Origin of the sequence: Funiculus sociatus GB2-C1 (assembly GCF_039962115.1) — a bacterium.
Taxonomy (GTDB): Bacteria; Cyanobacteriota; Cyanobacteriia; order Cyanobacteriales; family FACHB-T130; genus Funiculus; species Funiculus sociatus.
The window spans coordinates 49162-73475 of sequence record NZ_JAMPKJ010000004.1 but is presented as its reverse complement, the minus strand read 5'-3'; the positions used below and the strand labels follow the sequence as shown (position 1 = coordinate 73475).

24 protein-coding genes and 1 CRISPR repeat array (1 of these 25 running past the window's edge) are annotated in these 24314 nt (G+C 44.6%); of the genes, 19 read left to right on the top strand and 5 right to left on the bottom strand.

The window, feature by feature from the left end; genetic code table 11:
* The first annotated feature begins 6 nt into the window (after positions 1-6).
* Positions 7-618: an FtsB/FtsL family cell division protein gene (locus NDI42_RS03485; RefSeq protein WP_199310953.1), complete on the top strand. Its 612-nt coding sequence runs from the start codon at positions 7-9 to the stop codon at positions 616-618.
* Positions 619-1005: 387 nt separating this feature from the next.
* Complete coding sequence (locus NDI42_RS03480; RefSeq protein ID WP_190427070.1) at positions 1006-1344, top strand: P-II family nitrogen regulator; 339 nt, start codon at positions 1006-1008, stop codon at positions 1342-1344.
* Between the two features lie 170 nt (positions 1345-1514).
* Here NDI42_RS03480 and rdgB read toward each other — a convergent pair whose 3' ends face one another.
* Complete coding sequence (rdgB, locus tag NDI42_RS03475) at positions 1515-2090, bottom strand: RdgB/HAM1 family non-canonical purine NTP pyrophosphatase (RefSeq protein ID WP_190451360.1); 576 nt, start codon at positions 2088-2090, stop codon at positions 1515-1517.
* Between the two features lie 166 nt (positions 2091-2256).
* On the opposite strand from rdgB, the gene NDI42_RS03470 reads away from it, so the two are divergent.
* On the top strand, positions 2257-3705 hold the full coding sequence (locus tag NDI42_RS03470) for a DUF8738 domain-containing protein (RefSeq protein ID WP_190451358.1): 1449 nt from the start codon (positions 2257-2259) through the stop codon (positions 3703-3705).
* Positions 3706-4071: 366 nt separating this feature from the next.
* Positions 4072-4650 (top strand): gamma-glutamylcyclotransferase family protein, encoded by a 579-nt coding sequence (locus tag NDI42_RS03465; protein ID WP_190451356.1) that lies wholly within the window; start codon positions 4072-4074, stop codon positions 4648-4650.
* A 39-nt stretch (positions 4651-4689) separates the two neighbouring features.
* Here the strand turns inward: NDI42_RS03465 and NDI42_RS03460 are convergent, their stop codons facing one another.
* Both NDI42_RS03460 and NDI42_RS03455 read right to left on the bottom strand, forming a co-directional pair.
* A complete protein-coding gene (locus tag NDI42_RS03460) occupies positions 4690-5103 on the bottom strand; it encodes a pentapeptide repeat-containing protein (RefSeq protein ID WP_190451353.1) in 414 nt (137 codons plus the stop codon).
* Between the two features lie 207 nt (positions 5104-5310).
* The gene (locus NDI42_RS03455; protein WP_190451352.1) at positions 5311-6354 is read right to left on the bottom strand and encodes a M28 family peptidase; all 1044 of its coding nucleotides are present in this window, start codon (positions 6352-6354) and stop codon (positions 5311-5313) included.
* A 138-nt stretch (positions 6355-6492) separates the two neighbouring features.
* Between NDI42_RS03455 and NDI42_RS03450 the strand changes: the two genes are divergently transcribed.
* Both NDI42_RS03450 and NDI42_RS03445 read left to right on the top strand, forming a co-directional pair.
* Positions 6493-7722, top strand: coding sequence for an urease accessory protein UreH domain-containing protein (locus NDI42_RS03450; RefSeq protein WP_190451351.1), 1230 nt, complete (start codon positions 6493-6495; stop codon positions 7720-7722).
* The gene (locus NDI42_RS03445; protein WP_199310952.1) at positions 7697-8434 is read left to right on the top strand and encodes a hypothetical protein; all 738 of its coding nucleotides are present in this window, start codon (positions 7697-7699) and stop codon (positions 8432-8434) included. The genes NDI42_RS03450 and NDI42_RS03445 overlap by 26 nt, the downstream gene beginning before the upstream one ends.
* A 3-nt stretch (positions 8435-8437) precedes the next feature.
* Here NDI42_RS03445 and NDI42_RS03440 read toward each other — a convergent pair whose 3' ends face one another.
* Positions 8438-9298 carry a WYL domain-containing protein gene (locus tag NDI42_RS03440; RefSeq protein WP_190451350.1) on the bottom strand — a complete coding sequence of 287 codons (861 nt, stop codon included), beginning with the start codon at positions 9296-9298 and terminating at the stop codon, positions 8438-8440.
* Positions 9299-9394: 96 nt separating this feature from the next.
* On the opposite strand from NDI42_RS03440, the gene cas3 reads away from it, so the two are divergent.
* The 9 genes from cas3 to cas5d all read left to right on the top strand — a co-directional run bounded on the left by cas3 (position 9395) and on the right by cas5d (position 19495).
* On the top strand, positions 9395-11578 hold the full coding sequence (cas3, locus tag NDI42_RS03435) for a type I-D CRISPR-associated helicase Cas3' (RefSeq protein WP_190451349.1): 2184 nt from the start codon (positions 9395-9397) through the stop codon (positions 11576-11578).
* Between the two features lie 424 nt (positions 11579-12002).
* Entirely contained in the window at positions 12003-12194 is a 192-nt protein-coding gene (locus NDI42_RS03430; protein ID WP_190451348.1) for a hypothetical protein, read from the top strand.
* A 73-nt stretch (positions 12195-12267) separates the two neighbouring features.
* On the top strand, positions 12268-12513 hold the full coding sequence (locus NDI42_RS03425) for a DUF433 domain-containing protein (protein ID WP_190451347.1): 246 nt from the start codon (positions 12268-12270) through the stop codon (positions 12511-12513).
* 22 nt (positions 12514-12535) lie between these two features.
* Positions 12536-13111, top strand: a complete 576-nt coding sequence (locus NDI42_RS03420) for a hypothetical protein (protein WP_199310951.1) — start codon at positions 12536-12538, stop codon at positions 13109-13111.
* Between the two features lie 27 nt (positions 13112-13138).
* Complete coding sequence (locus NDI42_RS03415; RefSeq protein ID WP_190451346.1) at positions 13139-13552, top strand: hypothetical protein; 414 nt, start codon at positions 13139-13141, stop codon at positions 13550-13552.
* A gap of 34 nt (positions 13553-13586) precedes the next feature.
* The gene (gene cas10d / locus NDI42_RS03410; protein ID WP_242017473.1) at positions 13587-17066 is read left to right on the top strand and encodes a type I-D CRISPR-associated protein Cas10d/Csc3; all 3480 of its coding nucleotides are present in this window, start codon (positions 13587-13589) and stop codon (positions 17064-17066) included.
* A gap of 21 nt (positions 17067-17087) precedes the next feature.
* Entirely contained in the window at positions 17088-17696 is a 609-nt protein-coding gene (locus NDI42_RS03405; RefSeq protein WP_190451344.1) for a hypothetical protein, read from the top strand.
* Between the two features lie 33 nt (positions 17697-17729).
* Positions 17730-18770, top strand: coding sequence for a type I-D CRISPR-associated protein Cas7/Csc2 (gene cas7d, locus NDI42_RS03400; RefSeq protein WP_190451342.1), 1041 nt, complete (start codon positions 17730-17732; stop codon positions 18768-18770).
* 5 nt (positions 18771-18775) lie between these two features.
* Positions 18776-19495: a type I-D CRISPR-associated protein Cas5/Csc1 gene (cas5d, locus tag NDI42_RS03395; protein WP_190451340.1), complete on the top strand. Its 720-nt coding sequence runs from the start codon at positions 18776-18778 to the stop codon at positions 19493-19495.
* On the opposite strand, the gene NDI42_RS03390 is transcribed toward cas5d, so the two are convergent.
* Positions 19496-19903 (bottom strand): hypothetical protein, encoded by a 408-nt coding sequence (locus tag NDI42_RS03390; RefSeq protein WP_190451337.1) that lies wholly within the window; start codon positions 19901-19903, stop codon positions 19496-19498. It lies immediately after the preceding gene.
* Positions 19904-19948: 45 nt separating this feature from the next.
* On the opposite strand from NDI42_RS03390, the gene cas6 reads away from it, so the two are divergent.
* The 4 genes from cas6 to cas2 all read left to right on the top strand — a co-directional run bounded on the left by cas6 (position 19949) and on the right by cas2 (position 22878).
* Positions 19949-20773 carry a CRISPR-associated endoribonuclease Cas6 gene (gene cas6 / locus NDI42_RS03385; protein WP_190451336.1) on the top strand — a complete coding sequence of 275 codons (825 nt, stop codon included), beginning with the start codon at positions 19949-19951 and terminating at the stop codon, positions 20771-20773.
* Between the two features lie 13 nt (positions 20774-20786).
* On the top strand, positions 20787-21380 hold the full coding sequence (cas4, locus tag NDI42_RS03380; RefSeq protein WP_190418533.1) for a CRISPR-associated protein Cas4: 594 nt from the start codon (positions 20787-20789) through the stop codon (positions 21378-21380).
* Between the two features lie 14 nt (positions 21381-21394).
* A complete protein-coding gene (cas1d, locus tag NDI42_RS03375) occupies positions 21395-22399 on the top strand; it encodes a type I-D CRISPR-associated endonuclease Cas1d (RefSeq protein WP_190418534.1) in 1005 nt (334 codons plus the stop codon).
* A gap of 206 nt (positions 22400-22605) precedes the next feature.
* Complete coding sequence (gene cas2, locus NDI42_RS03370) at positions 22606-22878, top strand: CRISPR-associated endonuclease Cas2 (RefSeq protein WP_190418536.1); 273 nt, start codon at positions 22606-22608, stop codon at positions 22876-22878.
* 259 nt (positions 22879-23137) lie between these two features.
* Positions 23138-24314: a CRISPR direct-repeat array (repeat unit 37 nt; unit sequence GTCGGAAAACTCTATAATCCCTATCAGGGATTGAAAC) (it continues 508 nt past the right edge of the window).

Genomic DNA, 24314 nt, shown 5'->3' with positions numbered 1-24314 from the left:
CCAATAATGTCCAATCCTACTACCAGATCGCCCATGCAAACTGCTCATTTCCCAGAGCAGTCCTCCCATCCATCCACAGCCTATCGCCCGTCTGTGCCAATTTCAGTTTACAAGGAACTCTCTGCTGAGTTGCAAGCAGCACAAGCGATGCTAGACTCGCTGAATACCCAAAATCAGCAGTTAGCCCAAGAGAATCAACAACTGCGACAAGAAATAGAAAAAGTTGCCCAAGTTTCTTTGCACGCCCAACAGGTAGTAGATTCCCTTTCTACCGGGAACCGAGTTGATTTCATTCCGCCTCTAGTCGAACCGGAAGTTCGGACTAGAGACGAAAAATCACCTAAGCGGCGTTCGCAACCGCGTCCTCCTCGTCCTGCTGGGGTGGAGAGATCCGTGGAAGTCTTACCTCCTCCCAAACCTGAACCAATCTCATCCGCCTTTCCTGAAAACTTGGTTATAGAACACGAAGAAGGTAGGTATCGTCGCCCAACCCCACCAGAACGTTCCCCAGATGTTAGTGGGTGGTGGTTATTGCTGGTCATCTTTCTCATCGTGGCGACGGCGTTTGGTACGGGCTTTTTGATTGTGCGCCCGCTTCTAAATAATAATAGTCGTTAAGCTTGCATCGCCAATTCACCCTTTAGCTTGTAATGGACAGACATTGAGAAGGATCTACCTGTTTTGATAAAGTGTGCATTGAGGCTAAAGGAACATTGCTCTTTTTAACCCGATATATTAGCTCCTGAGTCATGGGGGTTGGGGATTAACAGGTTAAAAAAGCGCTGTGCCGAAATACTACTACAGTCAGAGCGATCGCTTCGCGGCAAAGCAGCCGTTACAGCACGATTGTTTCTCAGAACAATCGCTCCCAAACATATGTATCATAGAATACAAAATCTTTGTTTGAGCAGTGATAAAAAATAGCCGCCGCACACTGATACTTTTGGTTGTACAAATTGGTTGTACAGATACACGAAAATCACAACAAACTGAGGAGTAAAGAGCTTGAAAAAAGTAGAAGCGATTATCCGGCCATTCAAACTCGACGAAGTTAAAATCTCGCTGGTCAATGCAGGGATTGTGGGAATGACGGTTTCTGAAGTCCGAGGATTTGGACGGCAGAAAGGAATGACTGAACGCTATCGCGGTTCTGAGTACACGGTTGAGTTTCTGCAAAAACTCAAAGTTGAGATCGTTGTTGAGGATTCCCAGGTTGATATGGTAATTGAAAAAATCATCGCCGCCGCCCGAACCGGTGAAATTGGCGATGGTAAGATTTTTGTCAGCCCGGTTGAACAAGTGATCCGGATTCGCACGGGAGAAAAGAATCTGGAAGCAGTTTAACGATTTTGGATTTTAGATTTTGAAGCGATTTTTGGGGAGATTGATGAGGGAGTTGAACCATTACTGGTTCTTCCCCAACCTCCCGTTCTTCCCAAAATATCGCGTGATTTTAGATTGTTCTTGAATTTAAAATCATCGGAGGCGGGGAAACTGCTTCGCCTCCGCAAAATCTAAAATTTAATATCTTGAAGCTGGGGTAACAAAATTTTAAAGGCTTGTCCCCGATGACTCCACTGACGCTTCAAATCTGGGGACATTTCTGCAAAGGTCATTTGCTCTTGTGGGACGAAGAAAATCGGATCGTAGCCGAAACCACCAGTACCGCGAGGGGAGTGGAGGATTTCGCCCCGACAAACCCCCTCGGTAGAGATCGCTATCGCACCATCAGGACGAGCAATGGCGATCGCGCACGCAAATTGAGCTTCCCGATTCAGTTCATTACCTAACTCGTTGAGCAAGCGTTCAATTCGCTCTGGGTCAGTTTTTCCGTAACGAGCCGAATAGATACCCGGTGCGCCATCTAAGGCATCCACTTCCAAACCAGAATCATCTGCGATCGCCCATACCCCAGTGGCGAGTGCCACCTGGGAAGCCTTCAGGCAAGCATTAGCCATGAAGGTATCACCTGTCTCCTCAATCTCTAATTCATCCGGCTTCAGCGTCAATTCCCAGTCCAATCCAGCTAGATATGTCTGCATCTCCCGCAGCTTGCCTGGATTTCCCGTAGCGACTACTAGCAAAGTCATATTTCTTAATTCTCCATAAGCAAGCTATTACTGCCAAGCCTGGAACCAACTAGCAGGATAGTAGCGTCTAGCCTATTGTCTGCTACACGCAACAAATAACCCTTGGAGTGCCGCTCGTTTCAATTAGTGCGCTCTCCAATGGAATTAGAAAATTTTTGAGGTTCTGATGAAACGCATTTTCCAAAATCACTCCATACCAGTAACCAGAAGTCAAACACTTGCCGTGGTGCTAACTGGCATTTTGTCCTTGGGTGCTAGTATGACGCTGTTGCAAGCAGCTTTTGCTGCTCCAGCAGCACTTTCTGAGTCTAGCGCTAAACTCGTCAAAGTGAAAGATGTTAGGGTCGCCCAAAGCTTATCTGGCGGGGAAGCTTTTCTCAAGCAGCAACAAAGCGATCGCTTACCCCCCCGCGTCGCCAATGCTGTCCTTTTAGATTTGTCGCGTCAAACTGGCATTAATGTTCAAAAATTCAGCATTAAAGAGTCTAGTCGCCAGAAGTGGACAGATGGCTGTTTGGGACTTGGCACTGCCGCTGAATTATGTGCCGCAGTTATAGTCCCAGGTTGGCGCGTTGTTGTGACTGACGGTAGTAAAACTTGGGTTTATCGCACCGATAACACCGGAACAACTGTTCGCCAAGAAAACTCCAATCCTGTCACAAACTTACCTGGAAATTTACCCCAATCCGTTGTTACCCCTGTAAAACAGGACGCAGCCAAGCGGTTAAATTTGACAACCGATCAAGTCCGTATCATCCAGGCTGACAAGAAAACATGGTCTGATGGCTGTCTAGGTCTATATGAGCCTAACATTCTCTGTTCTCAAGCAACTGTAGAAGGTTGGCAAGTGATTGTAGAAGCCAATCAACAACGCTGGGTTTATCGTACTAATTCCACTGGTTCTATCGTCAAGCTAGATCAGACAGCTAGTTTGCCAAACCCGGTTAAAGATGCTGTGTTGCAGAGGGCTTCCCGACAAACCAGGTTGACAGTTTCCCAACTGCGCGTCCTCAAGGCTGAACAAAAGAATTGGGATGGTTGTCTAGGTTTGGGCGATCGCAATGTAGCTTGTCCTAGAATCCTAATACGCGGTTGGCAGGTAACTGTAGAAGCAGGTCAACAAATCTTGGTTTATCACGCTAATGAAAATGCTACTACCGTCCGGTTGAATAGAGCTGCTAGTCAGATAGGCAATGCTAACACCATCAATCCAACAAAGATTCCTACAAGCGAACTACCACCGTCTTTGGGGAAAGATGTACTCTTTCGCACCATCTCTAGTGGCGGCATAACTGGTCGCACCTATCAAACTATTCTGTTTAATGATGGGCGGATGATTCGCCAACAGGTTAGCTCCAATGGCGCTACCTCTGCGGAACAAAAATACCAAATTTCTCGCCGCGAACTGCAACAGTTTCAACAGATACTCAACCAGGCGCAATTAGCGAAGTTCAACCAACTCAGTTACCCTGCTTCCCAAGGTGCTGCTGACTATATCACCGTCACCATCTCCAGCAAGCAAGGTACAACCCGCTATGTGGATATGGTACAAGACCGTCTCCCTGAACCTTTACAGGAAGTCATCCAAGGTTGGAACCAAATCATCAGAGCTTAGGGATTGGGGATTGGGGATTGGGGATTGGGGATTGGGGATTGGGAAAGAATCCAAACCTGAGACAAGTCATATCAAATTCGGTAATTACCCACAATTAAGACTCAGCTCACCCCAGCCCTTCCCCGAAAAGCCTGGAGGGGAGCCACAGCCTGCGGCTGTGGCTCCCTTAGGGTTCTTTAGATTATGGGCAATCAACCGGATTTGATATCAACTACCATCACCGCCTCCCTCTTCCCCAATCCCCAGTCCCCAGCCCCCAATCCTCACCTTAATCTACGGTTTTCCTATCGGGATATGTTGTATTTCATGAGTAACTTTGCTAGAATGCCTAGTCAATAGACAACAAGTAGCATTTGAAGGCAATTCATGAGCGTTCAGCCTGAACACTTACAAGATTTACCGACACAAGCTTCTCTGGAAATTGCTAGAAGCAAAGCCGAGCCTGAGTTTTACTACTTTGCCTATGGCTCTTGTATGTGTCCAGTGGATTTGAAGCGGACGCTGGGCGAGAATACCCATGTTTATGTGGTTGGTAATGCAACACTCAAGGGGTATAGACTAGGCTTTTATCGTCGTTCAGCTCTTCGAGACTGTGGCGTACTCGATATGGTGAAAGATTCATCAGCCTCAGTGGAAGGGGTATTGTATAGATTACCCTGGAGATTAAGCGATCGCTTAGATGAACGAGAAGAAGTACCCCAAGGCGGCTACCGTCAGGAAATGGTAAATGTTTCTTGTCGGGGGAAGATTTACACAAGTGTCCGTACTTACGTCGTCGTCAACAAATTAACAGAAGAACTCGCGCCCAACGACTGGTACTTCAACGTCGTTCTGCGCGGTGCCTTAACCTGCGGACTCCCAGAACAATATTGCTGGCAGCTGTTTAACCATATGTACCAGTTACAACAGCGCCATTGGCTTTCCCAATCTCTGCGCTCAGCTTAGACTCGGAAATACAGCCGGAAAATAATCACCTCGTCATAGCTAACTAGCGGGGGAGAACGTTACAAGCCTCCTATCAGGCATTTGCACCCCAGTTAAATTTGCACCATTCAGGTCTACACGGCTGAGAGTTGCTCCACGCAAGTCGGCTCCAGTCAAGTTGGCTCGGCTCAGATTTGTAGCCCTCAAGTGTGCATCGCACAGGTTTGCGTGATTCAGGTGCGCCCGACTCATATCTGTCAAAGTCAGGTTTGCTTGACTTAGGTTTGCCTCGCTCAAATCAGCTCCAGCCAAGTTTGCCGCAATTAGGTTGGCTCCACTTAAATCTACTCCACGCAGGTTTAAGCCTCTCAAGTCTACCCCAACCAACTTTGCGCGATGAAAATTTCTTTGTCCGGCTGCATATAGTCTGACAAGTTCATCAACACCCATATTTTCCACGCTCAACTGACTCATAAGTTCTACCCGGCTAAGCTTTTATGGAGGTTTGTGGTTTTCTTCAACCTTTAGATAGATGATTATAGGTTAGTTTATGTACTGAATCTTTGGATTAGCTGGTTTTGGATATAAGAATATAAATTTCGCAAAATTTATATTCTTATAGAGGCACAGTCCTTAATAGAGTCGGCATCAGGAAATGCCAATTGCTGCTTTCTTCACTAACTATGGAGTGGTTGATGGAGGTGACTTTAAAAGTTCTCGGCTTTCCAGCAGCGCTGTGGTCGTATTTATCACAATCTGGGCGGCTCCTTGGAAAAACGAGCGATCGAGATTTTCTGGGGTATCGCTGGGTTGGTGGTAGTGGGGTGTACGCAGATTTGCCGTATCGGTGACGAGTACCGCGCCTACTCCCTGATACCAGAATGGCGCATGATCGCTGCGTAAAACGTCAGGTGTCAGCATTCCTTTCAGGGGAATTGGCAACGTCACAACGGTTGGCAAACCAGGTTTACCCGGTTTTTGAAAGACATTTAATAATGGCAAGTGTTCTATATCGCCAACTACCGCCAGGAAGTCGCCTTTGTCGGTCGGCGGGGTGACAGGTAATCCAGGCGGGTATTTTTGACAACCTGCGGTGTAGCAAGCGTAACCTACCATGTCCATGACGATGACACCGTGCAGGTTTTGCAAATTTGCTTTATTTGTGGTAAAGGCAATACTTCCCCGGAGTCCTGCCTCCTCCTGGTCAAAGAAGACTAGCTGCAAGGTGCGGGGCGTGGGACGGGAGGCGAAAAGACGCGCCAGTTCCAGAACTACGGCAACTCCGCTGGCGTTGTCATCGGCACCAGGAGAGGCGGGAACGCTATCGTAGTGGGCGGCTACGATAATTGTTCCGGCTTGTTTATCGGTGCCTTGGCGAGTTGCAAGGATGTTGACACCGCCCTCGAATTGTTGTAGATTTGGCGACCATCCCAGTTTTTGCAGGGATTGGGTGAGGTAATTTTTGGCGCGATCGCGTTCTTGTTGTGTATACCGCTTATAGTTCAACGCCTGAACGTGCGCCATTAGTCGCTTTGAGTCTACATCAGGAGCGTTGACTGGTTCTTCAGATGCTACCGCCACGTTGAAACGAGTCGGCGGTTCGGTAATGTTCTCCACGGAGCTTTTAGTTACTGGCTCCGGACGCGGCTGGAAAAATTTGCTGCTACTTAATACTACTGCGATCGCTAACAGCGCCAAAACCACCGAAAATATCCATTTCCTCATTTTTTGTACCTTAAATTACCATTCCTTTATCACCGTCCCCTTTCCAGTCCTACAATAACGACTGAGGGAGACTGACTGCTGAGAATTGGGAATTCACAGGTGTCCCGCCCGTTCGGACTAAGGACTAATAATTAAAAAATGCTGGATTTGTTGCTAATCATGGCTTTGGGATTCCTTGGGAGTTTTGGTCACTGCGCGGGAATGTGTGGCCCTCTTACCGTGGCGTTTTCCCTTGGACATCAGCAACAGACTCCTGCTGACTGGCGACAACAATTTTATTTTCACATCTTGCTGAACTTGGGACGAATTGCAAGTTATGCCTTGACAGGTGCGTTGCTAGGCGGTATGGGTTCGATGCTAATTGCTGGGGGACAGCTGGCGGGAATTGGGAGTGACTTGCGAAGAGCGATCGCTATTTTCACCGGAATCATGCTGATTTGGTTTGGCTTAGTGCAAATAAAACCAGATTTCCTGCCACGTCTGCCAGTGTTACACCCGCTCAAAGAAGGCGGCTTGCACAATCGACTCAGTGCGGCGATGATGAAGCTGTCGCTGAAATCCAACTTTTTGACACCAGCTTTATTAGGACTGGTCTGGGGTTTAATTCCCTGCGGTTTCCTCTATGCTGCCCAAATCAAGGCAGCTGAAACCGGAAATCTTGTTCAAGGTGCGACAACCATGTTGGCGTTTGGACTGGGAACGCTGCCAATAATGCTCGGTGTTGGCGTTTTTGCCAACCGAGTCAGTGCTGATAAACGCAGTCAGTTGTTTCGGTTGGGCGGTTGGGTGACACTGACCATTGGAGCGATCGCGCTGCTGCGAACTGGCGACACAATGGTAGATTACACTGGACACGCGGCTTTGCTGTGTTTAATCTTAGCGCTGATTGCGCGCCCCATCAGCCGCTTCTTTAGCGCCCCATTACGTTATCGTCGTGTCTTGGGAGTAGGCGCATACGTGCTGGCTTTGACTCATACGGCACATATGCTAGAGCATACTCTGAACTGGAATTTTCAGGCAATACCTTTTATGTTGCCGACCCATCAACTGGGAATGAGTGCAGGAGCAGTAGCTTTAGTATTGATGACTCCGGCTGCACTCACCAGTTTTGACCGGATGCAGAAGCTTTTAGGGAAACGCTGGCGACAAATTCATCTGTTAAGCCTTCCAGCTTTTCTCCTGTGTGCAGTTCATGCAGTGCTAATTGGTTCTCATTACCTTGGCGGAATGGAACAAATTTGGAGCAACAAACTACTGACAGTGCTACTGGGAGTTGTGACGCTCTTGGTTTTGCTGCTGCGCTACCGTGGGATTTGGTTACTTTTATCTCTAGAAAAATTATATGTCCCCCCTAGCCAATCCCGATAAAAGTCTCGCTTCCTCGTTCCCCGTCCCAGACTGGGAACGAATTCTGGAGGCACCTACAATAGCTAACAAAGCCCACGAATTGAGGCAACTCACAGTAGGCATTCCCAGCGGAAATCAAAGGTTGTTGCCAACAATTGCGGAAACACTAATACTCCTAACCTTGCTGATTACACCCGCATCTGCCCATAAAGTACAGATAGCAGAAGATGTGGGCGGTACTCTCCACATCGAACCCAACGACAACCCCAAAGCTGGCGAACCATCTCTAGCTTGGGTGGCGCTTACCCGCAAAGGCGGTCAAGTCATCCCTTTGCAAGAGTGTAATTGCAAATTGTCCGTATACTCGCAACCCCGCACCCAACAGACAACGCCGTTACTTTCACCACCACTAAAAGCCATTTCAGCTGAGGGTTATCAAGGGATTCCTGGTGCTTCTGTTGTCTTCCCATCGCCAGGGGCTTATCAGTTGCAACTGAGTGGAACACCAGCATCTGGGGCAGATTTTAAACCGTTTGAGCTGAAGTTTACCGTCACCGTGGCAGCTGGGGCAGGGGTGCCAAAAATTAGTCAACAGACAACGCAGCAGGTTGCCCAGAATAGCTTGCCATATAAAGAAGGCGGGAGTAGCGCTGACCTGCATACACCAATCGCGATCGCTTTGTTGACGCTTGTCGTAGCGATCGCGATTGGTGTGTGGCGGCGGTTAAAGTGAAAGTTATATTTGCATATCGTACTGTTCCAAGAGCGATCGCAGCTTCTGCTTCACTTGTTCGCGCACGGACTCCGGCGACACCACCACACAGTCTGGCGCATACTGCATGACTTCTCGGATAAACCAGAAGCTACTAGATACTTTCCTAACTACTCGCCGCACTCGCTGTCTATCGGCTAACCAGTCATTAGCAATATCTTCAGGTTTAGCTTTATAGGCAAAAGCTAAGCCACCTGATAGGTGCATTTCCACCTCTACCCGATCCAAATCAGGTAGCCACTTACCCGCAACAGGCATCACCGCAGCTTCTTGGATGCGGTCTAAACGCAGACTCCAGTTGTGAACCAATTCTGGTATATCTAGGTTTCCCTCCGTCTCCTCACACCAGCAATCAAGATATTGTCGTTTTTCGTGAGGGGTAACTTTAGCATGGCGGACAGTAAAGTTCCATAAGCGTCCAGCTGCATCTTGATAGGACAGTTGAAACGGCGAGTTCCGGCGGATATAGCGGTCAATCTCCAACCGCCAAGGTGGAGGCAGATTCTCTAAGAAACGTTCTATTTCTCGTCGCAAAGGCAATGATAGTTCGCTACGTTCGAGAAGTAAGTTAGCAATAATTTGGGCTTGTTCAATCTGTCCAATGTCGGTCAAAGCACTGACAGCTCGTTCTAGCGCTCTGATGCGAGTTTCTGACCATTCATTGTTATGACCGATGAGGAGTTGGCGACGGGCGATCGCTTCTACCAGCTTAGAAATGTTTGGGCGATCGCCCCACATCATGCCCAGTTCTAGGGCGATCGCTTCTAACTCGGCTTTGTCGCGTTCTGAAATTGACAGGGTTATAGACTGACCTTTTCGACTCATTTTATACGGACACTTTTACACAGACATGTCTTGTCAACCTCTATTTTGAATGCCAATATAAGAAATAACAACAAGTTACGGACACAAAGTAAGTATATGTCCGATTATAGAATTACTCTCAAGCCTGTTTATTCTTGCCCCGCGTTAAAAACACCGAAGGGCGTAAAGCTACCGGATGGTTGGTCGCTTTCCTGGCATCAAGCTGCTACTTTGGAGGCAATACGTGACCCGAATATTGACGTTATCTTTAACACGGCAATGACGGGGGACGGAAAAAGCTTGGCAGCTTATCTAGAGACACTGCTAACAGACTTTTTGGCAATCGGTCTATATCCAACTAATGAACTTGCCCGCGATCAGGAAACGCAAATTCAGGACTATATTGAAAAATTTCAGCTTAAAATTAAGCCGCGCGTAGTTAGACTCAGCGGGCAAGAATTAGAGATTTATGCAGAAAATGAAGGACTAAAGAAAGCAGCTGCAATTACTACTCGTACAGGTCAAGCAGAAATTCTGCTGGCGAACCCAGATATCCTCCACTACTTGCATCGAGGTGCATACTTAACTCGTGATGATAGTCCTGACAAGCTGTGGAACCGGATTGACAAGGATTTTGATTTATTTATCTTTGATGAATTTCATGTTTTTCAGGCTCCGCAAATTGCCAGCGTGATTAACACAATGCTGTTAATCAAGAATACCAATCGCTACAAAAAGTTTCTATTCCTCTCAGCGACTCCAAATAAACAACTGATAGAGCGACTAAAGTTAGCTGGATTCCGGTGCAAGGAGATTAACCCAATTGAGGAGAATAAATATCAGTTTCCAGATACAGAGGCTCAGTGTCACCAGTTACAAGAAGAAGGATGGCGACAGGTATCACGAGAAATTTCTTTTCAGTTTATCTGTTTGGAATCCAGCAATAAGGCTTCTGAAACTTGGTTGAAAGATAACAGTAATCTCATTCTGGCTCACTTTCAGCAGCATCCAGGTAGCAAAGGGGCAATCATTCTCAACTCAATTGCTGCGGTGAAGCGTCTTACATCGTTCTTTCGGGAACTGTTGCAGCCTTATGGTTTGGTAGTTGGGGAGAATACGGGTTTATCTGGGAAGGAGGAAAAAGAGCGATCGCTACAAGCTGACTTGGTTCTCGGCACTAGCACGATTGATGTCGGCGTTGATTTCAAGATTAATTTTCTAATCTTTGAATCAGCTGATGCAGGTAGCTTCATTCAGCGCTTAGGAAGATTAGGACGGCATGATGGTTATGAACGGAATGGACAAAAGATTACTTTTGGAACTTTCACAGCATACGCACTCGTACCCAATTTTATAGTGGAAAAACTGTTTATAGGTGACTCTCCACCTTTAGAAGCAACTGGCATTTATGACCGTTCCTTCTTCCACAATCAAATTCGTGAGAACTATCGAATAATCAACGATTTTGAAGGATATTACTCTCGCTGGGGTGCAGTTCAGTCAATGCGGCTTTGCCAACAGCTAAGACATAAGACGATTAAGCAGCAGTATGAAAGTAGTCAGAAGGCTTTTCAGGCAGCTTGCGAAGAAGTGTTTAATACTAGCTTGAAAAAGGTATTTGGTCGTAGTGAGGCATGGAAAAGAGAGTGGCAGGAACTTTCAGGTAACAGTAAGGGGAATCCAATTGCTGAGGATGCTGCTAGTTTCAGAGGCTTTAGTCCTCTCCAGTGTGGTATTTACGATCTAACAGAACCCAATGAGATAGATAGGTTTAAAACCTACGATTTACCAGGGATTTTGGGCAATCTGGAAATTGAGGTGATGACAGAAGCAGAGTTTATGCGATCGCTTCTTCAAACCGCTGAACGCCTGGGACAACCTATTCCCAAAGGTCGATTTGCACACTGTCTCGCCTTTATGAAGTTAAAGGCTTATCGGGAGGAACGGCTGAACTGGCGATTTACCTATTCAGGCAAGTTGGACGCGATCGCAGATGCTTGGAAGGTTCAGGTTTTGACAGGTATCGGAGTTTGGCAACCTAAGAACTCTTGGATCTATAAAATCGACGAGCGGCTGAAGAAGGAAGCGTTAGTTTGTTATGTGCTGCGTCGTCCGGTGGCGGAGGTGCGATCAAGGCTTAGACTCCCCATGCACTTTGCAATTTACCCAATTAGCGACCAGTATAGTTTACACGATACAACTGCACCCTATTCTATTGCCTTCAGCCAGTCAGCTTTATTGCTGGATACCCTTGCTTACTGGTTCAAAAGCAAAGGAGATGAGATATGGATTGCTGGATAGTTTCAATCCCTGATAGGGATTTAGGTCACTGTAGTTCAGTGGGAGGGCGTAAGCCTACAAGTTCAGTGGGCGAAATTTCAATCCCTGATAGGGATTACAGGTCGCTCGAAAATCTGAAAACGACATTTTTACCCTCCAGTTTTAATTATACAGAGGAAGAGACTCAAAAATTACTCTTGTCTTCACATACTGAACTTAATAAACCTGTGCTAACGTCTAGATGGTGGCGTCAGCCTTCAAGTACAGAGACCGAGCTTCGTTGTTCCGATGCCTACACTTGTCCAACGTTCATAGGATTGAGAGTAGGATTTATTTCCTACTTCCACCCTACTGTTGCGACTAACACTAGCATCCGTCTAACGCTAACACGCCTCTTTGAGGACAAAAGTCACCATTCACAAAATCTGAATGGAGGTTCAGCTATATGGGAAACCATAAGCAGCTAGAACTCTTCGATCTGCGTGCTTACACATCTGAGCAGCCTGCGGCGATTGATCGTGAGGAAGAGCAGTTCGAGGCAGTTCGGCAATGCGTCCAGTACAAACAACTGGAACTCGATCTGTTTCCAGAGCAATCTTACAAAACGCCTAAAGAGCGGATGAGGTTGGCAGCATAACTCTTAATGGGGGCTGAGAATCAATCAGTTCAAAAGCCTCCTTCTTCACACTTCAACATTTTGGAGGTCAAAAATGAACCAGCAAAAACTATTACAGAGGATTACAGTTAACCCCAAAATCTTTGGAGGTAAGCCGATTATTCGGGGTCGTCGGCTGGCGGTTGAGCATATTTTAGGAATGCTGGCGGCGGGTGATACCGTCGAGACTCTGCTAGAGGGTTATCCCTGGTTAGAACGGGAAGATGTAGAAGCTTGTTTGGTCTATGCGCGTCGCGTCGTCGGTCACGAGCGAATTGAATTCTTACCAGTGGAGTCGTAAGGGTGAAACTACTTCATTAAAAATGCCCAACGAATCGGAAGGTCAGGAAGCGATACGCCAAATTCACGAAATTTATGGAGCATTTTTAGAAAAGCCCGAAAATGCAGATTTGGCAAACCGATTGAGTGCGATCGCAGAAAAGTATAGGCAGGTCGCTGAGATGGCAGCTAATGCCGAAGCAAACCCTCTCGTCGGCTTAGATCGCGAAAACCTGCTGATGGAAGCCGAGACTGAACTTGAGGAACTCTCCAGCCAAATAAAGGAAGCCTATGAACTGAATTTGTCACCATCCGAACGACGACTGTTTGAGGGAAGAACGCAAGAAGAAATTGATGAAATGCAAGAACTCATGAAACAGTGGAGTCCAGCAACCTATGCAGATGTTGCAGCAAGCATTCTCGATCACTCTTTTAGAAAAAATTACGACTCCCTAGACTATTTGCGGAACGCATCGACATTTGACAAATCTAAAGCAGTCCGAATTCCACGTATAGGTTCTAGCGAGGTGGGTACAGTGAGATGGGAAATTAGAAGCAGTGGAGAATATCTCATTGAAACACCAGAAGGGAAGATTATTACCTACGGCTTTAATAGTTAAAAAAGTTCTAACTAGAGGAATATTAATATGGAGCAACGCGAAGCTGAACTTTTTGAACGTAATCGGCTTTTTGAGCTTAAAAGTCGCTTATTTGCTTATGAAAAATCGATTAAAGACGAACGGCGTAAACTGTGGGAAGCAGAGAAAGACTCGGAACAAGAATACACAGTTTGGAGCCAACTAGAACTTCTTTCAACTTATATTTCTGGGTACGTTAGTCAGATTACTGAATACGGCTACATCCGTCAGAAATCTCAAGAAGCAATTAACCACTTACACCAGTTGAGTATCTTCGATGTTGATTGCATTGTGAGCTGGTATCGCAACTCAGGAGATGAGTATCCCAAAATCAAGCAGTTCTTCGAGCTTCTGGATTACATCCGCCTACTTACTCTAGAGTATATCGAGCGATACCGATTACTTGAGCCTACAGAAAAGTAAGTGTCAAAGAAGAAGATTTTATTAGAGGGAGAAGATGGCTAAGAAACGTAAAAGCTCTGAGCAGGAAGAAAAACAGTTATCGCTATTTGATCATCAAGATGAATCAGACCTAACCCCCCCAGTCCCCCTTCCCTACAAGGGAATGGGGGAGCGGGACTCCCCTCTCCTTGCAGGAGAGGGGTTGGGGGAGAGGTTAACCGAAGAGTATGACGATGATGATTGGTTACACGATGAGGATTCAGAAGTTAACTTTGAACCTAGCGATCGCACTGTTGAACCTCAAGCGCGTGAGTTACTGACGCTCAAGCTACTGCGAGAGGCGATTCAGACTCAGAATCCTGGCGATCGCGTGATGAGTGACTTTGCTGAGTATGTATTACCTAATCTGCTGCGAGTAGCAATTGGCGTTACTGCCAAAGGTGGTAAGTTTTTTGATGAAATTGACCGACAGAGAGAAGCTGAAGGAAAACGGAGAGTCAGACGAGACAATGCAGGCGATCAATCACTCAATACCCATTTACTCAATGGACTATTTCCAACGAATTTAATTGAGCAACGGTTGGAAAAACTTAATACCACCGTGCAGCGAGTGGTTCGGGAACGAGAACGGCGGATGCTAATTGCTGGGTTTATTTTGCATGACTTTGAGAAATTCCCGGATGCTCCTGCTGATTGTCGCAAGCTACCGCTAGAACAACATCGTCAAATTATTGATGAAAAAGTCCGTCAGCTAGGTTTAGATCGCTTCATCAATCCTGATGAGCCAGAAGCTTATCGAGAGTACCTAGATGATTTGCTCTGTATCGCTTATAACGCTCAACGGCGTTGGGATACGAACTGGAACTTTTCGGAATTTGGGCTAAATCCAGTATTACGCGATCGCACTCTTCGCAGTCTTTCAGATTTAACCTGTTTAGCTGATTCCCTAGCTTCAATTATCAAACATCCCCAAGATGCTGAAAATACAAGGCTAAATGAGTTAATCCATAGCCTAAGTGATGGACAACTAAAATTTACTTACCACAGCATTGCAGAGAACCGAGGCGTACTCACAAATGTAGTGAATAACGCTTTGATGGAAGCGCACATTAGCCTTAATACGGAGGATTGCACCTACTATGAACCACTGCTATATTTGCCAACTGGTGTAATCTATTTAGCTCGGCGGGATGCGCCCCCTGTTCCAGTTGAGGATTTACCAAAACGGGTGGTAACGAAGATTAAAGAACTGTGTGCAAGTCAGCTACGGAGCCGGCAAACAGGTTTTAGCAGAGATGGCAAAGGAATGAAGTATGCAGAATATTACAACTTGTTTTTTGACGATACAGGTTTAATGCAAGTCGCCCTGAGTGCCACACTGAGGATTCTAAATCCCATTAAAAGTTCTGTTGCCAAAAGCCGCAGTGATAATCTCATCAAATTTCAGCAGCAGAATGTTTTGTCGGCTGATTATAGTTTTAATTTTGATGACGACATTCGGATTGACCAAATTGCTGAATTTGGAGATTTAATCAGTCGCAAAATTTGGGAAGAACGGGTTAATGTAATTGAAGTTGAGCGGAAGAAAGATAAAAAACTCCCAGAATTACCTCATCTAGATATTGTCGAGGAAATTGCTAAGTTTTGGAACCTCTCAGAGTATTTACCTTCAATCCGCGAAATTCAGCGAATTAATGAGAGCCTGAAAGAACACAAGCTAAAGGGCAATACTGGCGGCGTTCCTTATGAATGGTACTACTTAGCAGCAAAGTATTTAAAGACTAATCCTGGTTTAAATCCAGAGGATGTTCGTCATATTTGTGAGGAAGCGATCGCTCACATTTCCCAACTCATTAAACCCATTGTTTCACAGTACCAGTTACCTGATGGTTGGGATGATTTGCGGCTTTGGGTGACGCGAGTTGTCATGCTACCCGGAAAATCCACATCTACCAAAGGATCTGCTGAAGTATTCCTACAGGAATTGTCAGGCTATCAGTTAGCTAAAAAACAGGGGAGAGGACGACAGCTAATCTGCTCTATTTCTCATTCTCCCTATACTGTAACTGAGCAGATGGAGTCAGCGGTTTTATTTACACCCCAGGTTTATACCAATAAACAAATGTTGGGTGGTTCTAACGCTAAACGCAATATTTCTAGTATTGCAGGTTTAGAGATGATGCTGAGGCAAATTCTGATGAACCAGACGCAGGCGGTGGGTAAGCGATTTGAGGATGGTAAATATCGCTATCTTTATTTCTACCCCACTTATTACTTCACCCCAGAGACGAACAAGTTTCTACAAAAGGCATATAGTGGCATTGCACAAACTCGCTTTGATACCAGCATTCGCAATCACTTTATCAGTAAGGATTTGCAAGCGAATTTAGAACGCGATCGCTACCAAAGTGTAGATGCTTTCCTAATAAATGAAAATATCGAACCAGGGAAAGACCGAACCTTCAAACTTTCTTACCCAGAAGACCAGCCACTAACATTCTACTTCATGGCGCTACCTCCGGGACGAGACGGAACTGACACCGAATCTTGGGTAATGCCTAGCTGGTTAGCTTTTGCCTTCCCGATGATTCTGGATGTCAAAACGGTAGTTTCAGAGTCGCCAATTCCACCTTTTAATGATGGTGCGGAGTTTGAAGAAAGCGTATTTCTCGACAGTGCGCCACAAGCTTTTAGAGTGCTGATGAAACGCGATCGCTTCCGTCTTGACTACATTCTTGAAGGTTGGACGGAAGACGGGAAGGAATATTCCGCACCCCTTAATGTTCTAACAGCCGCCTATGCTATTCACCTTGATGTTAATGCTAGACAAGGAAAATCTGGTTATGACTCCAACTGGGGACGTTTTACAGAACTGGCAAAAGATTTTGAAACCAGCCCACTCTATGTATTTAGCTACTTAAATCGTTGGGTGCGTAACCAAAATGTTGAAACAGCACGAATTGAGAAAGTCAAGCTTTATGCCTATCACTTTTATCCCTGCTTTGACCCTTACGCCAAATATAATCCTAATTCGGAGGAATTGACTGTGGGAGAAGAATCAAGTTTAAATCATCCGAAAAAGCTGACGGAATTATATCGCAAATTTTATAGAGCCAATAAGCGATATAATCCCAAGGCAAATGCAGTATTAAAACCTATTGACATTGCTGCAAAAACTATTCTTGAAGCTGATTTAAGTTTTCAAGGTTCCGTGAGAGTTGATATGGTGGCGGCTGAAGTTTCTAAGTTGATGGATCGTGTTCATGCTTCTACAGCAGAGGGGCGCTGGATATTTAAGAAGAGGGAAGAAGAACGAGAGGCAATTTTGGATTTTGCTCGATACTTTGTTGAGGAGGTATTTGAGAAATCTTTTGCAGGCGATCGCGCACGTTTAGCCGGACGACAAATTAACCTAATTCGAGATACTTGTGAGTTTCTATATCGCCTAGAAGATGACAAAGAAAATCGCATCGCTGCTGCACAGATTGAAGACAGCAATGATAGTGATGCAGATGAAGATGAATCGAGAACCTAGAAAGCAAGGAATGTCAGTAATATGCGCGTTTTAGCCCCAAATCAATCTTATACATTTAGTAAAATCTTTGAATTAAGGATTCTTGCCGATGATTTAGCCAATGAGTTTGGATATAGTTTGACTCGTAAACGCTTGGATTTGCCTCAATATCAGCATGAATTAGAAGATTTAGAGAACCTCAAAAACCGCATTGACGCAGTGCTTCCTTACGTTGATTTGTCCAGCGAAACCTCTCGACGTGAGGTTTTGATTTCACAGGTACTCTTGCAGTTAGTTCAATACACTAAAGCTCAATTGAGAATTGAGTATCCCATCAAAATTAATGAGCAATTGCAAGGTTACTTAGATTATCTTCTAAAAAGTAAAACGGAGTTGCTAGTAATTGAAGCAAAGCGCGAAGATTTAGACTACGGTTTTACACAACTTATAGCAGAAATGATTGCCCTCGATCAGTGGGATAAAACTCCTGAACAATCAGTTCTGCTCGGTGCGGTAACTACTGGGACTATTTGGCAATTCGGTCGTTTACACCGAGAAACAAAAGAAATCGAGCAGGGATTAAATCTTTATCGAGTTCCAGATGATTTAGATACACTAATGCGAATTCTTGTTCAGGTTCTTATTGCCTAGTTTTTCAACTACTCATCTTTAGGATAACTCATCATGTCTTTTCTCAAAACCGTTGATTCCAAGTTCTTCCACACTGAAATTCCCTACAAACCAATGGGGAAATATGCTCATTTCCTAACTGTGCGTATCACTGAATCCTATCCCCTCTTTCAAACTGATGGAGAATTGAACAAGGCACGGGTGAGAGCAGGAATTAAAGCAGAAAACCAAGCACCCATCAGTCGCCTCACAATGTTTAAGCGTAAGCAATCTACGCCAGAACGTTTAGTGGGACGAGAGTTATTACGAAACTATGGATTGATGACGGCTGAGGATTGCGAATATAACGTTAAGTTTGCGATGGATAATCCTGATTGTATTATTTACGGATTTGCAATCGGTGACTCTGGTTCTGAAAAGTCAAAAGTAGTAGTTGATACAGCATTTTCAATAACCGCTTTTGATGAATCTCACGAAACTTTTACCCTGAATGCTCCTTTTGAGAACGGTACGATGGCTTCTAAGGGCGAAGCTGGTTCTAAACCAGGAGAGGTGACTAGCCGCATCAATCAACAAGATCACATCAAGCCCCAGGTTTTCTTCCCCAGTATTGTGACTTTAAAAGATCCAACTGAAGCTGGTTTTTTGTACGTTCTCAACAACATTCTGAGAACTCGACACTATGGCGCTCAAACTACCCGTACAGGTAGAGTTCGCAATCAATTAATCGGTGTGGTATTTGCGGATGGCGAAATTATCAGTAACTTGCTGTGGACTCAAGCAATTTACGACAAACTGCAAGCCGATAATAAAATTAACTCCCGCGATCCACTGAATGAAGATGATGTGATTGCTGCTGCTACAAGTGCAATTGAAACCTTAATGTCTGAGGAATTTATTGTGCATACCGATTTCATTGGGACTCAGTTTACTGCTCTGTTAAATGAGGTGAAAACATTCACCGGGGGTGAAGCAGGCATTAAGGAGGTTTTGCAGAAAGCTGATGCGGAGGCTAAAGCCTATGCCAAAAAGCATATTAAACAGAAGCCTGAAGCTGATAAAGCAAAAGTAGGTAAAGCTGGTAAAGCGGGGTAATAGCAATGGCGATTATTTACCGCTGTCAATTAGAGTTGCACGATAGTATGTATTATGCGACTCGCGAGATAGGAAGACTCTATGAAACAGAGCCTGTAATTCATAATTATGCGCTTTGTTATGCGCTGGGGTTGGTGGATAGTGAAATCTATTCCACCACCGTTCCTGAAGAACACTCCTACCGCTATTTTTGCCCGGAACAAGTTCCGAAATATGAGGAGCATTTAACGCCGCTGAATCAACAAGGAATTTATGTAACGCCAGCGCGATCGCTATCTCACTCTTCTACTCTCAATACATGGAAGTATGCTAACAACAACTACCATGTAGAGATGGAAAAAACTCAGAAGAATATTCCTAGTTTTGGTAGAGCCAAAGAAATTGCCCCTGAAAGCCAATTTGAGTTTTTTATCATCTCTAGTAGTTCTCTCAAGCGACAGGACGGAAAATGGAAATTACCTAAGTGGATTCGCTTGGGTAAGTGGATGAGTAAGGCTGAGGTAAGCGTTCAGGAGTTCACAGATATTAAATTGAAAACCGGGGAATTCACTGTTGCTTACCCTCTCAATCCTTTGGATGTCATGTTTACTAATCAAGTAATTAGCTATGACGTGGTAAATATGCCTCCAGTTAGCTTAATTCAAAATGTACAAATACGAGGAGAATACTACCAATTTGATGACATCAAAATTCCAGCGCGGATGGAATATCGATTTAGTGGTTAATTACTGCCCAAAACCTTGACTCCGCTTTTTCTTCTTTCCTGTTAATTTAGCTGCTAATAATTCGGCGGCTATACCTTTCTTGTCCTGAATCATTAACATTTGGTTGCGCTGGCGCTGATAGGCTTCTACTTCGTCTTTTAGAGGATGATTGGGGTCAATTTTGAGATGAGTAATCGAGACTACATAGCGTTCCTTTTTCTCAGCTTCGTCTGCTAAGGCGCACGTAATCCCTCCCATATCGCCGGAATAATTAACCAACTCAACTGTAAATTTCTGATCGGGTGTAACCATTTCGCCTCGTTCTCTGAGTGTTTTTAGTAAAGGTTTCCTGGGCCGAACAATAATCGGTAAGCTTTCCTCTAGCTTCTTGGTTAACGCGATCGCTTCTTCATAATTATCAATCTGCATGACTGAAACTCCTAAGCCACACTTTTCTTAGTTTACCGAAAGTATATGCCTCACAGTTTAGTTCTTAATTTACTTCCTCTGTCGCCGATTTCTCCAAATTACTTGACAGGAAGACACTTACACGCTCTATTTCTCACGCTTGTTAGTTCTGTGGACTACGAACTGGGAGATTATCTCCATCAAGCTAGTGCAGACAAAGCTTTCACTCTTAGTCCCCTGCAAACACCCCGCAGACATCAACGACGGGATAATACCTTGCAATGGGAACACAAAACTGCAATATCTGCTGGTACGCCTTGTTGGTGGCGCGTTTCGCTACTTGATGATACTTTATTTGGCAAACTTACCCAACTTTGGCTGAATCTAAATCCTAATCATCCTTGGCATCTTGGCCCCGCTGATTTGCAGATTACAAGTATTCAGGGAACTACTCAATCTACTCAAGTTTGGGCGAATGCTAGTAGCTATGCTCAATTATACGAGAAAGCAAGTGAAAGCGATCGCGTCCTTTCTTTCTCTTTCTCTACGCCTACTGCTTTTCGTCAAGGACAATATGACACCACACTCCCTACCAGGGAATCTGTGTTTAATAGTCTCTTGTCTCGGTGGAATAAATACAGCGGAATCGAGATTACTGACCTTTCCCTTGAGTCAGTTTTTCCCAGTTTTGTTGATATTCATACGGAAATTTTAGCTGACTCTCGCAGTAAGTTTATCGGACTTGTGGGAGAAGTTAGCTATCGACTGATGGGAGAAGTTACTCCTTTGGCAATTAAACATTTTAATGTTTTGGCTGATTTTGCCCTTTATTGTGGGGTGGGAAGAAAGACCCCGATGGGTATGGGAATGATGCGACGATTACCTAAATAACTAATAACTGAAGATGAAAGATACTGAATATATCCCCATTGCTTCGCTTAACCAGTATAGCTATTGTCCTCATCGTTGTTGGCGAATGTTTTGTGCGGTGGAGTTTGTTGATAACCAATACACAATCGAAGGTACTAGCTTGCACGACCGCGTTCATAGTTTTTCAGTAGGAAATCGCGAAGATACTTGGCAAGTCCGAGCAATTTGGTTGAAGTCTGAGGAATACAAGTTGATTGGTAAATCTGACTTGGTTGAATTAGATTCAGGAGAATTGTATCCGGTTGAATACAAGCGGGGAAAAAAAGGTGAGTGGGACAACGATGAATTGCAAGTTGTAGCCCAAGCTTTGTGTCTGGAAGAGATGACGGGGAAAAAAGTGAGTTGTGGCTATGTTTATTATGCCCAATCTCATCAACGTCAGCTAGTAGAAATTACGCCAGAGTTAAAACAAAGCGCGATCGCTACCATCGAATCTGTACAAACCTTGCTACAAACTGGAATAATGCCAAAACCTTTGTACAGCAAACGTTGCAAAGGATGCAGTCTTTATTCGCAATGTTTACCGAAAGCGGCTGACAAAGTGGGGCGCTATCAAGAAGCTAGTTAATTTTGGAGAAAATAATGGGGACAGTTTACGTTACGCAGGATGATTCTTTTATCGGTAAAATCGATGAACGTCTGAAAGTTAAAGTTGAGAAAAATACTATTTTAGACGTGCCATTGATTAAAGTTGATGGCTTGGTGGTCATGGGACGAGCAACTGTCTCTCCTGATGCGATCGCGCAACTTATCGAACGCAAAATCCCTCTAACTTTTTTAACTATCAATGGTAAATATCTTGCCAGATTGGAGTCAGAAATGAGTAAAAATATCTTCGTTCGTTCTGCACAGTGGAAATCTGATGGAGAATCGCCAAAAGCAATTCACGTAGCTCAAGGTTTTGTCAGAGGTAAACTTAAAAATTACCGCACTGCTTTATTAGAAGCACAGCGGCGATATTCGGAACTAGATTTGGGTGCTAATATCGCTCAATTAAGGAATGCGATCGCATCCGTTGATAAAGCTACTTCAATTGATTCTATCAGAGGTCATGAAGGTGCTGGTAGTGCTGCTTATTTTGGGTGTTTTGATGGATTGATTCGCATTGACGATTTTAGCTTTGAAACCCGTAATCGTCGTCCCCCCACAGATCCGGTAAATTCGCTTTTGAGTTTGGGTTACTCTTTGTTACGTCACGATATCCAAGGCGCTTTAAATATTGTTGGCTTTGACCCTTATTTGGGATACTTGCATACAGAGCGTTATGGACGGCCATCTTTAGCTCTGGATTTAATGGAAGAGTTTCGACCTTTGATTGTAGATTCTGTGGTTTTGGGTGCAATCAATCTCCGGATACTAAAAATTTCAGATTTTGTGACGGAACCTGTTAGTAACGCCGTTTCTTTAACTAAGGAGGGATTACACACTTTTCTGCGTTTGTATCAAGAAAAGAAGCAAAAGAAGTTTACGCATCCGGTAATGCAAAAGCAATGTACCTATCAAGAATCAATGGAAATTCAAGCTCGTCTATTAGCAAAGTATCTCATGGGAGAGGTTGACAAATATACCCCGTTGATTTTGAAGTAAAAACGTCTAACGAGTAAACTCGCGGCTATGCAAACGAAGCCTTCTTTTGCATAGCCACAAGCTTCAGGTTGTGGGCGTATATTGGCAATGTAGAGGATGCTCCTAATGAGTCCGCGAATATAATTCCTGTGGTGTATTTGCGTACAAGATGCGAGAAATCGTGTCTCTACAAAAGTAAATTCAAAGTTGAAAATTACAAAATCAATATGTTTGTTGTAATTTCTTACGATATATCTGAGGACAGTCGGCGCACTAAGATTCATAAGATTCTCAAGTCTTATGGACAGTGGATGCAGTATTCTGTGTTTGAGTGCGACTTGACTACTACGCAGTATGCTAAATTGCGATCGCGTCTGGCGAAGATGATTAAGCCAGAGCAAGACAGCATTCGCTTTTATTTCCTCTGTGGTTGCTGTCAGCCGAAGATTGAGCGCATCGGTGGCGAAATTCCAATGGATACTACTGTGTTTTTTGCTTGATGCTTGCGTCAACCAGTAGGTGTTTTTTTGAGGGGTTCGATTTTTTTGGCTCAAACGTTTATCTCGTCTAGATTTGAATGCGATCGCTCCCTATCAGAGGTTGACGCAAGCAAGCCCTGTAACCGTTACTAGAAGCGGTTTTGAGGAAATTTTGAAAATTCAGCGTTTGACAAGCCGATCTCTGAAATGGTACATTGACTCTAGATTTACGCAAACCAACCTTGAAAACTACATATATCAAGGCTTTCATACCCCGGCGGTCGGAAAACTCTATAATCCCTATCAGGGATTGAAACGTTATGTAGGAAGTATTAGAACGGATGAGACTGGATTAGTCGGAAAACTCTATAATCCCTATCAGGGATTGAAACGCCATTTCTCGGAACTGAGCAGAATGCTTTGATAGTCGGAAAACTCTATAATCCCTATCAGGGATTGAAACGATAGAAGCAAATGCAGAACTTGATAGACTTAAGGTCGGAAAACTCTATAATCCCTATCAGGGATTGAAACTATTAAATATCGTGGGAATCATTAACACAGTTGCGTCGGAAAACTCTATAATCCCTATCAGGGATTGAAACCTATCTTCTTCCCTTCATACTATCATGCCACTACTGTCGGAAAACTCTATAATCCCTATCAGGGATTGAAACGTGAGCAGCAATCTTAGCGAGAACTGCGTCGCTGATGTGTCGGAAAACTCTATAATCCCTATCAGGGATTGAAACGCAGAGCTTCGCACCCAAGAAGAGATAGATGCAATAGTCGGAAAACTCTATAATCCCTATCAGGGATTGAAACGCCTCCAGTAATTCTGGGTCAATCAAATCAATTGGGTCGGAAAACTCTATAATCCCTATCAGGGATTGAAACGTATGCAAAACGCAAAAATTAATGTTGCCGATAATGTCGGAAAACTCTATAATCCCTATCAGGGATTGAAACTTTGGCCCACTGCCAGGCTTCCGACCCTGTCCACGTCGGAAAACTCTATAATCCCTATCAGGGATTGAAACCAGAAAGTCATATCGATATTTGATGCCAAATTTTGTCGGAAAACTCTATAATCCCTATCAGGGATTGAAACGCCAGTATGGTGTATTGGCAGGCTTAACTCAAGCCGTCGGAAAACTCTATAATCCCTATCAGGGATTGAAACCCAGCAGCAAGCCGCCGATAGCGCCCGCCAGCAGTCGGAAAACTCTATAATCCCTATCAGGGATTGAAACAAAGAACACATCCGCATGGTTGCTATGCTGCAAGTCGGAAAACTCTATAATCCCTATCAGGGATTGAAACACTCCCACCAGCAACGCCGAGGCGATTATTGCCGTCGGAAAACTCTATAATCCCTATCAGGGATTGAAACGCCAGCATATTGCCATCCTTAAACTCTCCAGCGAGTCGGAAAACTCTATAATCCCTATCAGGGA

Coding starts and splice junctions, on each gene's coding strand:
- NDI42_RS03485 (WP_199310953.1), top strand. CDS start 7: ATGTCCAATCCTACTACCAGATCGCCCATGCAAACTGCTCATTTCCCA.
- rdgB (WP_190451360.1), bottom strand. CDS start 2,090: ATGACTTTGCTAGTAGTCGCTACGGGAAATCCAGGCAAGCTGCGGGAG.
- NDI42_RS03470 (WP_190451358.1), top strand. CDS start 2,257: ATGAAACGCATTTTCCAAAATCACTCCATACCAGTAACCAGAAGTCAA.
- NDI42_RS03465 (WP_190451356.1), top strand. CDS start 4,072: ATGAGCGTTCAGCCTGAACACTTACAAGATTTACCGACACAAGCTTCT.
- NDI42_RS03460 (WP_190451353.1), bottom strand. CDS start 5,103: ATGAGTCAGTTGAGCGTGGAAAATATGGGTGTTGATGAACTTGTCAGA.
- NDI42_RS03455 (WP_190451352.1), bottom strand. CDS start 6,354: ATGAGGAAATGGATATTTTCGGTGGTTTTGGCGCTGTTAGCGATCGCA.
- NDI42_RS03450 (WP_190451351.1), top strand. CDS start 6,493: ATGCTGGATTTGTTGCTAATCATGGCTTTGGGATTCCTTGGGAGTTTT.
- NDI42_RS03445 (WP_199310952.1), top strand. CDS start 7,697: ATGTCCCCCCTAGCCAATCCCGATAAAAGTCTCGCTTCCTCGTTCCCC.
- NDI42_RS03440 (WP_190451350.1), bottom strand. CDS start 9,298: ATGAGTCGAAAAGGTCAGTCTATAACCCTGTCAATTTCAGAACGCGAC.
- cas3 (WP_190451349.1), top strand. CDS start 9,395: ATGTCCGATTATAGAATTACTCTCAAGCCTGTTTATTCTTGCCCCGCG.
- NDI42_RS03430 (WP_190451348.1), top strand. CDS start 12,003: ATGGGAAACCATAAGCAGCTAGAACTCTTCGATCTGCGTGCTTACACA.
- NDI42_RS03425 (WP_190451347.1), top strand. CDS start 12,268: ATGAACCAGCAAAAACTATTACAGAGGATTACAGTTAACCCCAAAATC.
- NDI42_RS03420 (WP_199310951.1), top strand. CDS start 12,536: ATGCCCAACGAATCGGAAGGTCAGGAAGCGATACGCCAAATTCACGAA.
- NDI42_RS03415 (WP_190451346.1), top strand. CDS start 13,139: ATGGAGCAACGCGAAGCTGAACTTTTTGAACGTAATCGGCTTTTTGAG.
- cas10d (WP_242017473.1), top strand. CDS start 13,587: ATGGCTAAGAAACGTAAAAGCTCTGAGCAGGAAGAAAAACAGTTATCG.
- NDI42_RS03405 (WP_190451344.1), top strand. CDS start 17,088: ATGCGCGTTTTAGCCCCAAATCAATCTTATACATTTAGTAAAATCTTT.
- cas7d (WP_190451342.1), top strand. CDS start 17,730: ATGTCTTTTCTCAAAACCGTTGATTCCAAGTTCTTCCACACTGAAATT.
- cas5d (WP_190451340.1), top strand. CDS start 18,776: ATGGCGATTATTTACCGCTGTCAATTAGAGTTGCACGATAGTATGTAT.
- NDI42_RS03390 (WP_190451337.1), bottom strand. CDS start 19,903: ATGCAGATTGATAATTATGAAGAAGCGATCGCGTTAACCAAGAAGCTA.
- cas6 (WP_190451336.1), top strand. CDS start 19,949: ATGCCTCACAGTTTAGTTCTTAATTTACTTCCTCTGTCGCCGATTTCT.
- cas4 (WP_190418533.1), top strand. CDS start 20,787: ATGAAAGATACTGAATATATCCCCATTGCTTCGCTTAACCAGTATAGC.
- cas1d (WP_190418534.1), top strand. CDS start 21,395: ATGGGGACAGTTTACGTTACGCAGGATGATTCTTTTATCGGTAAAATC.
- cas2 (WP_190418536.1), top strand. CDS start 22,606: ATGTTTGTTGTAATTTCTTACGATATATCTGAGGACAGTCGGCGCACT.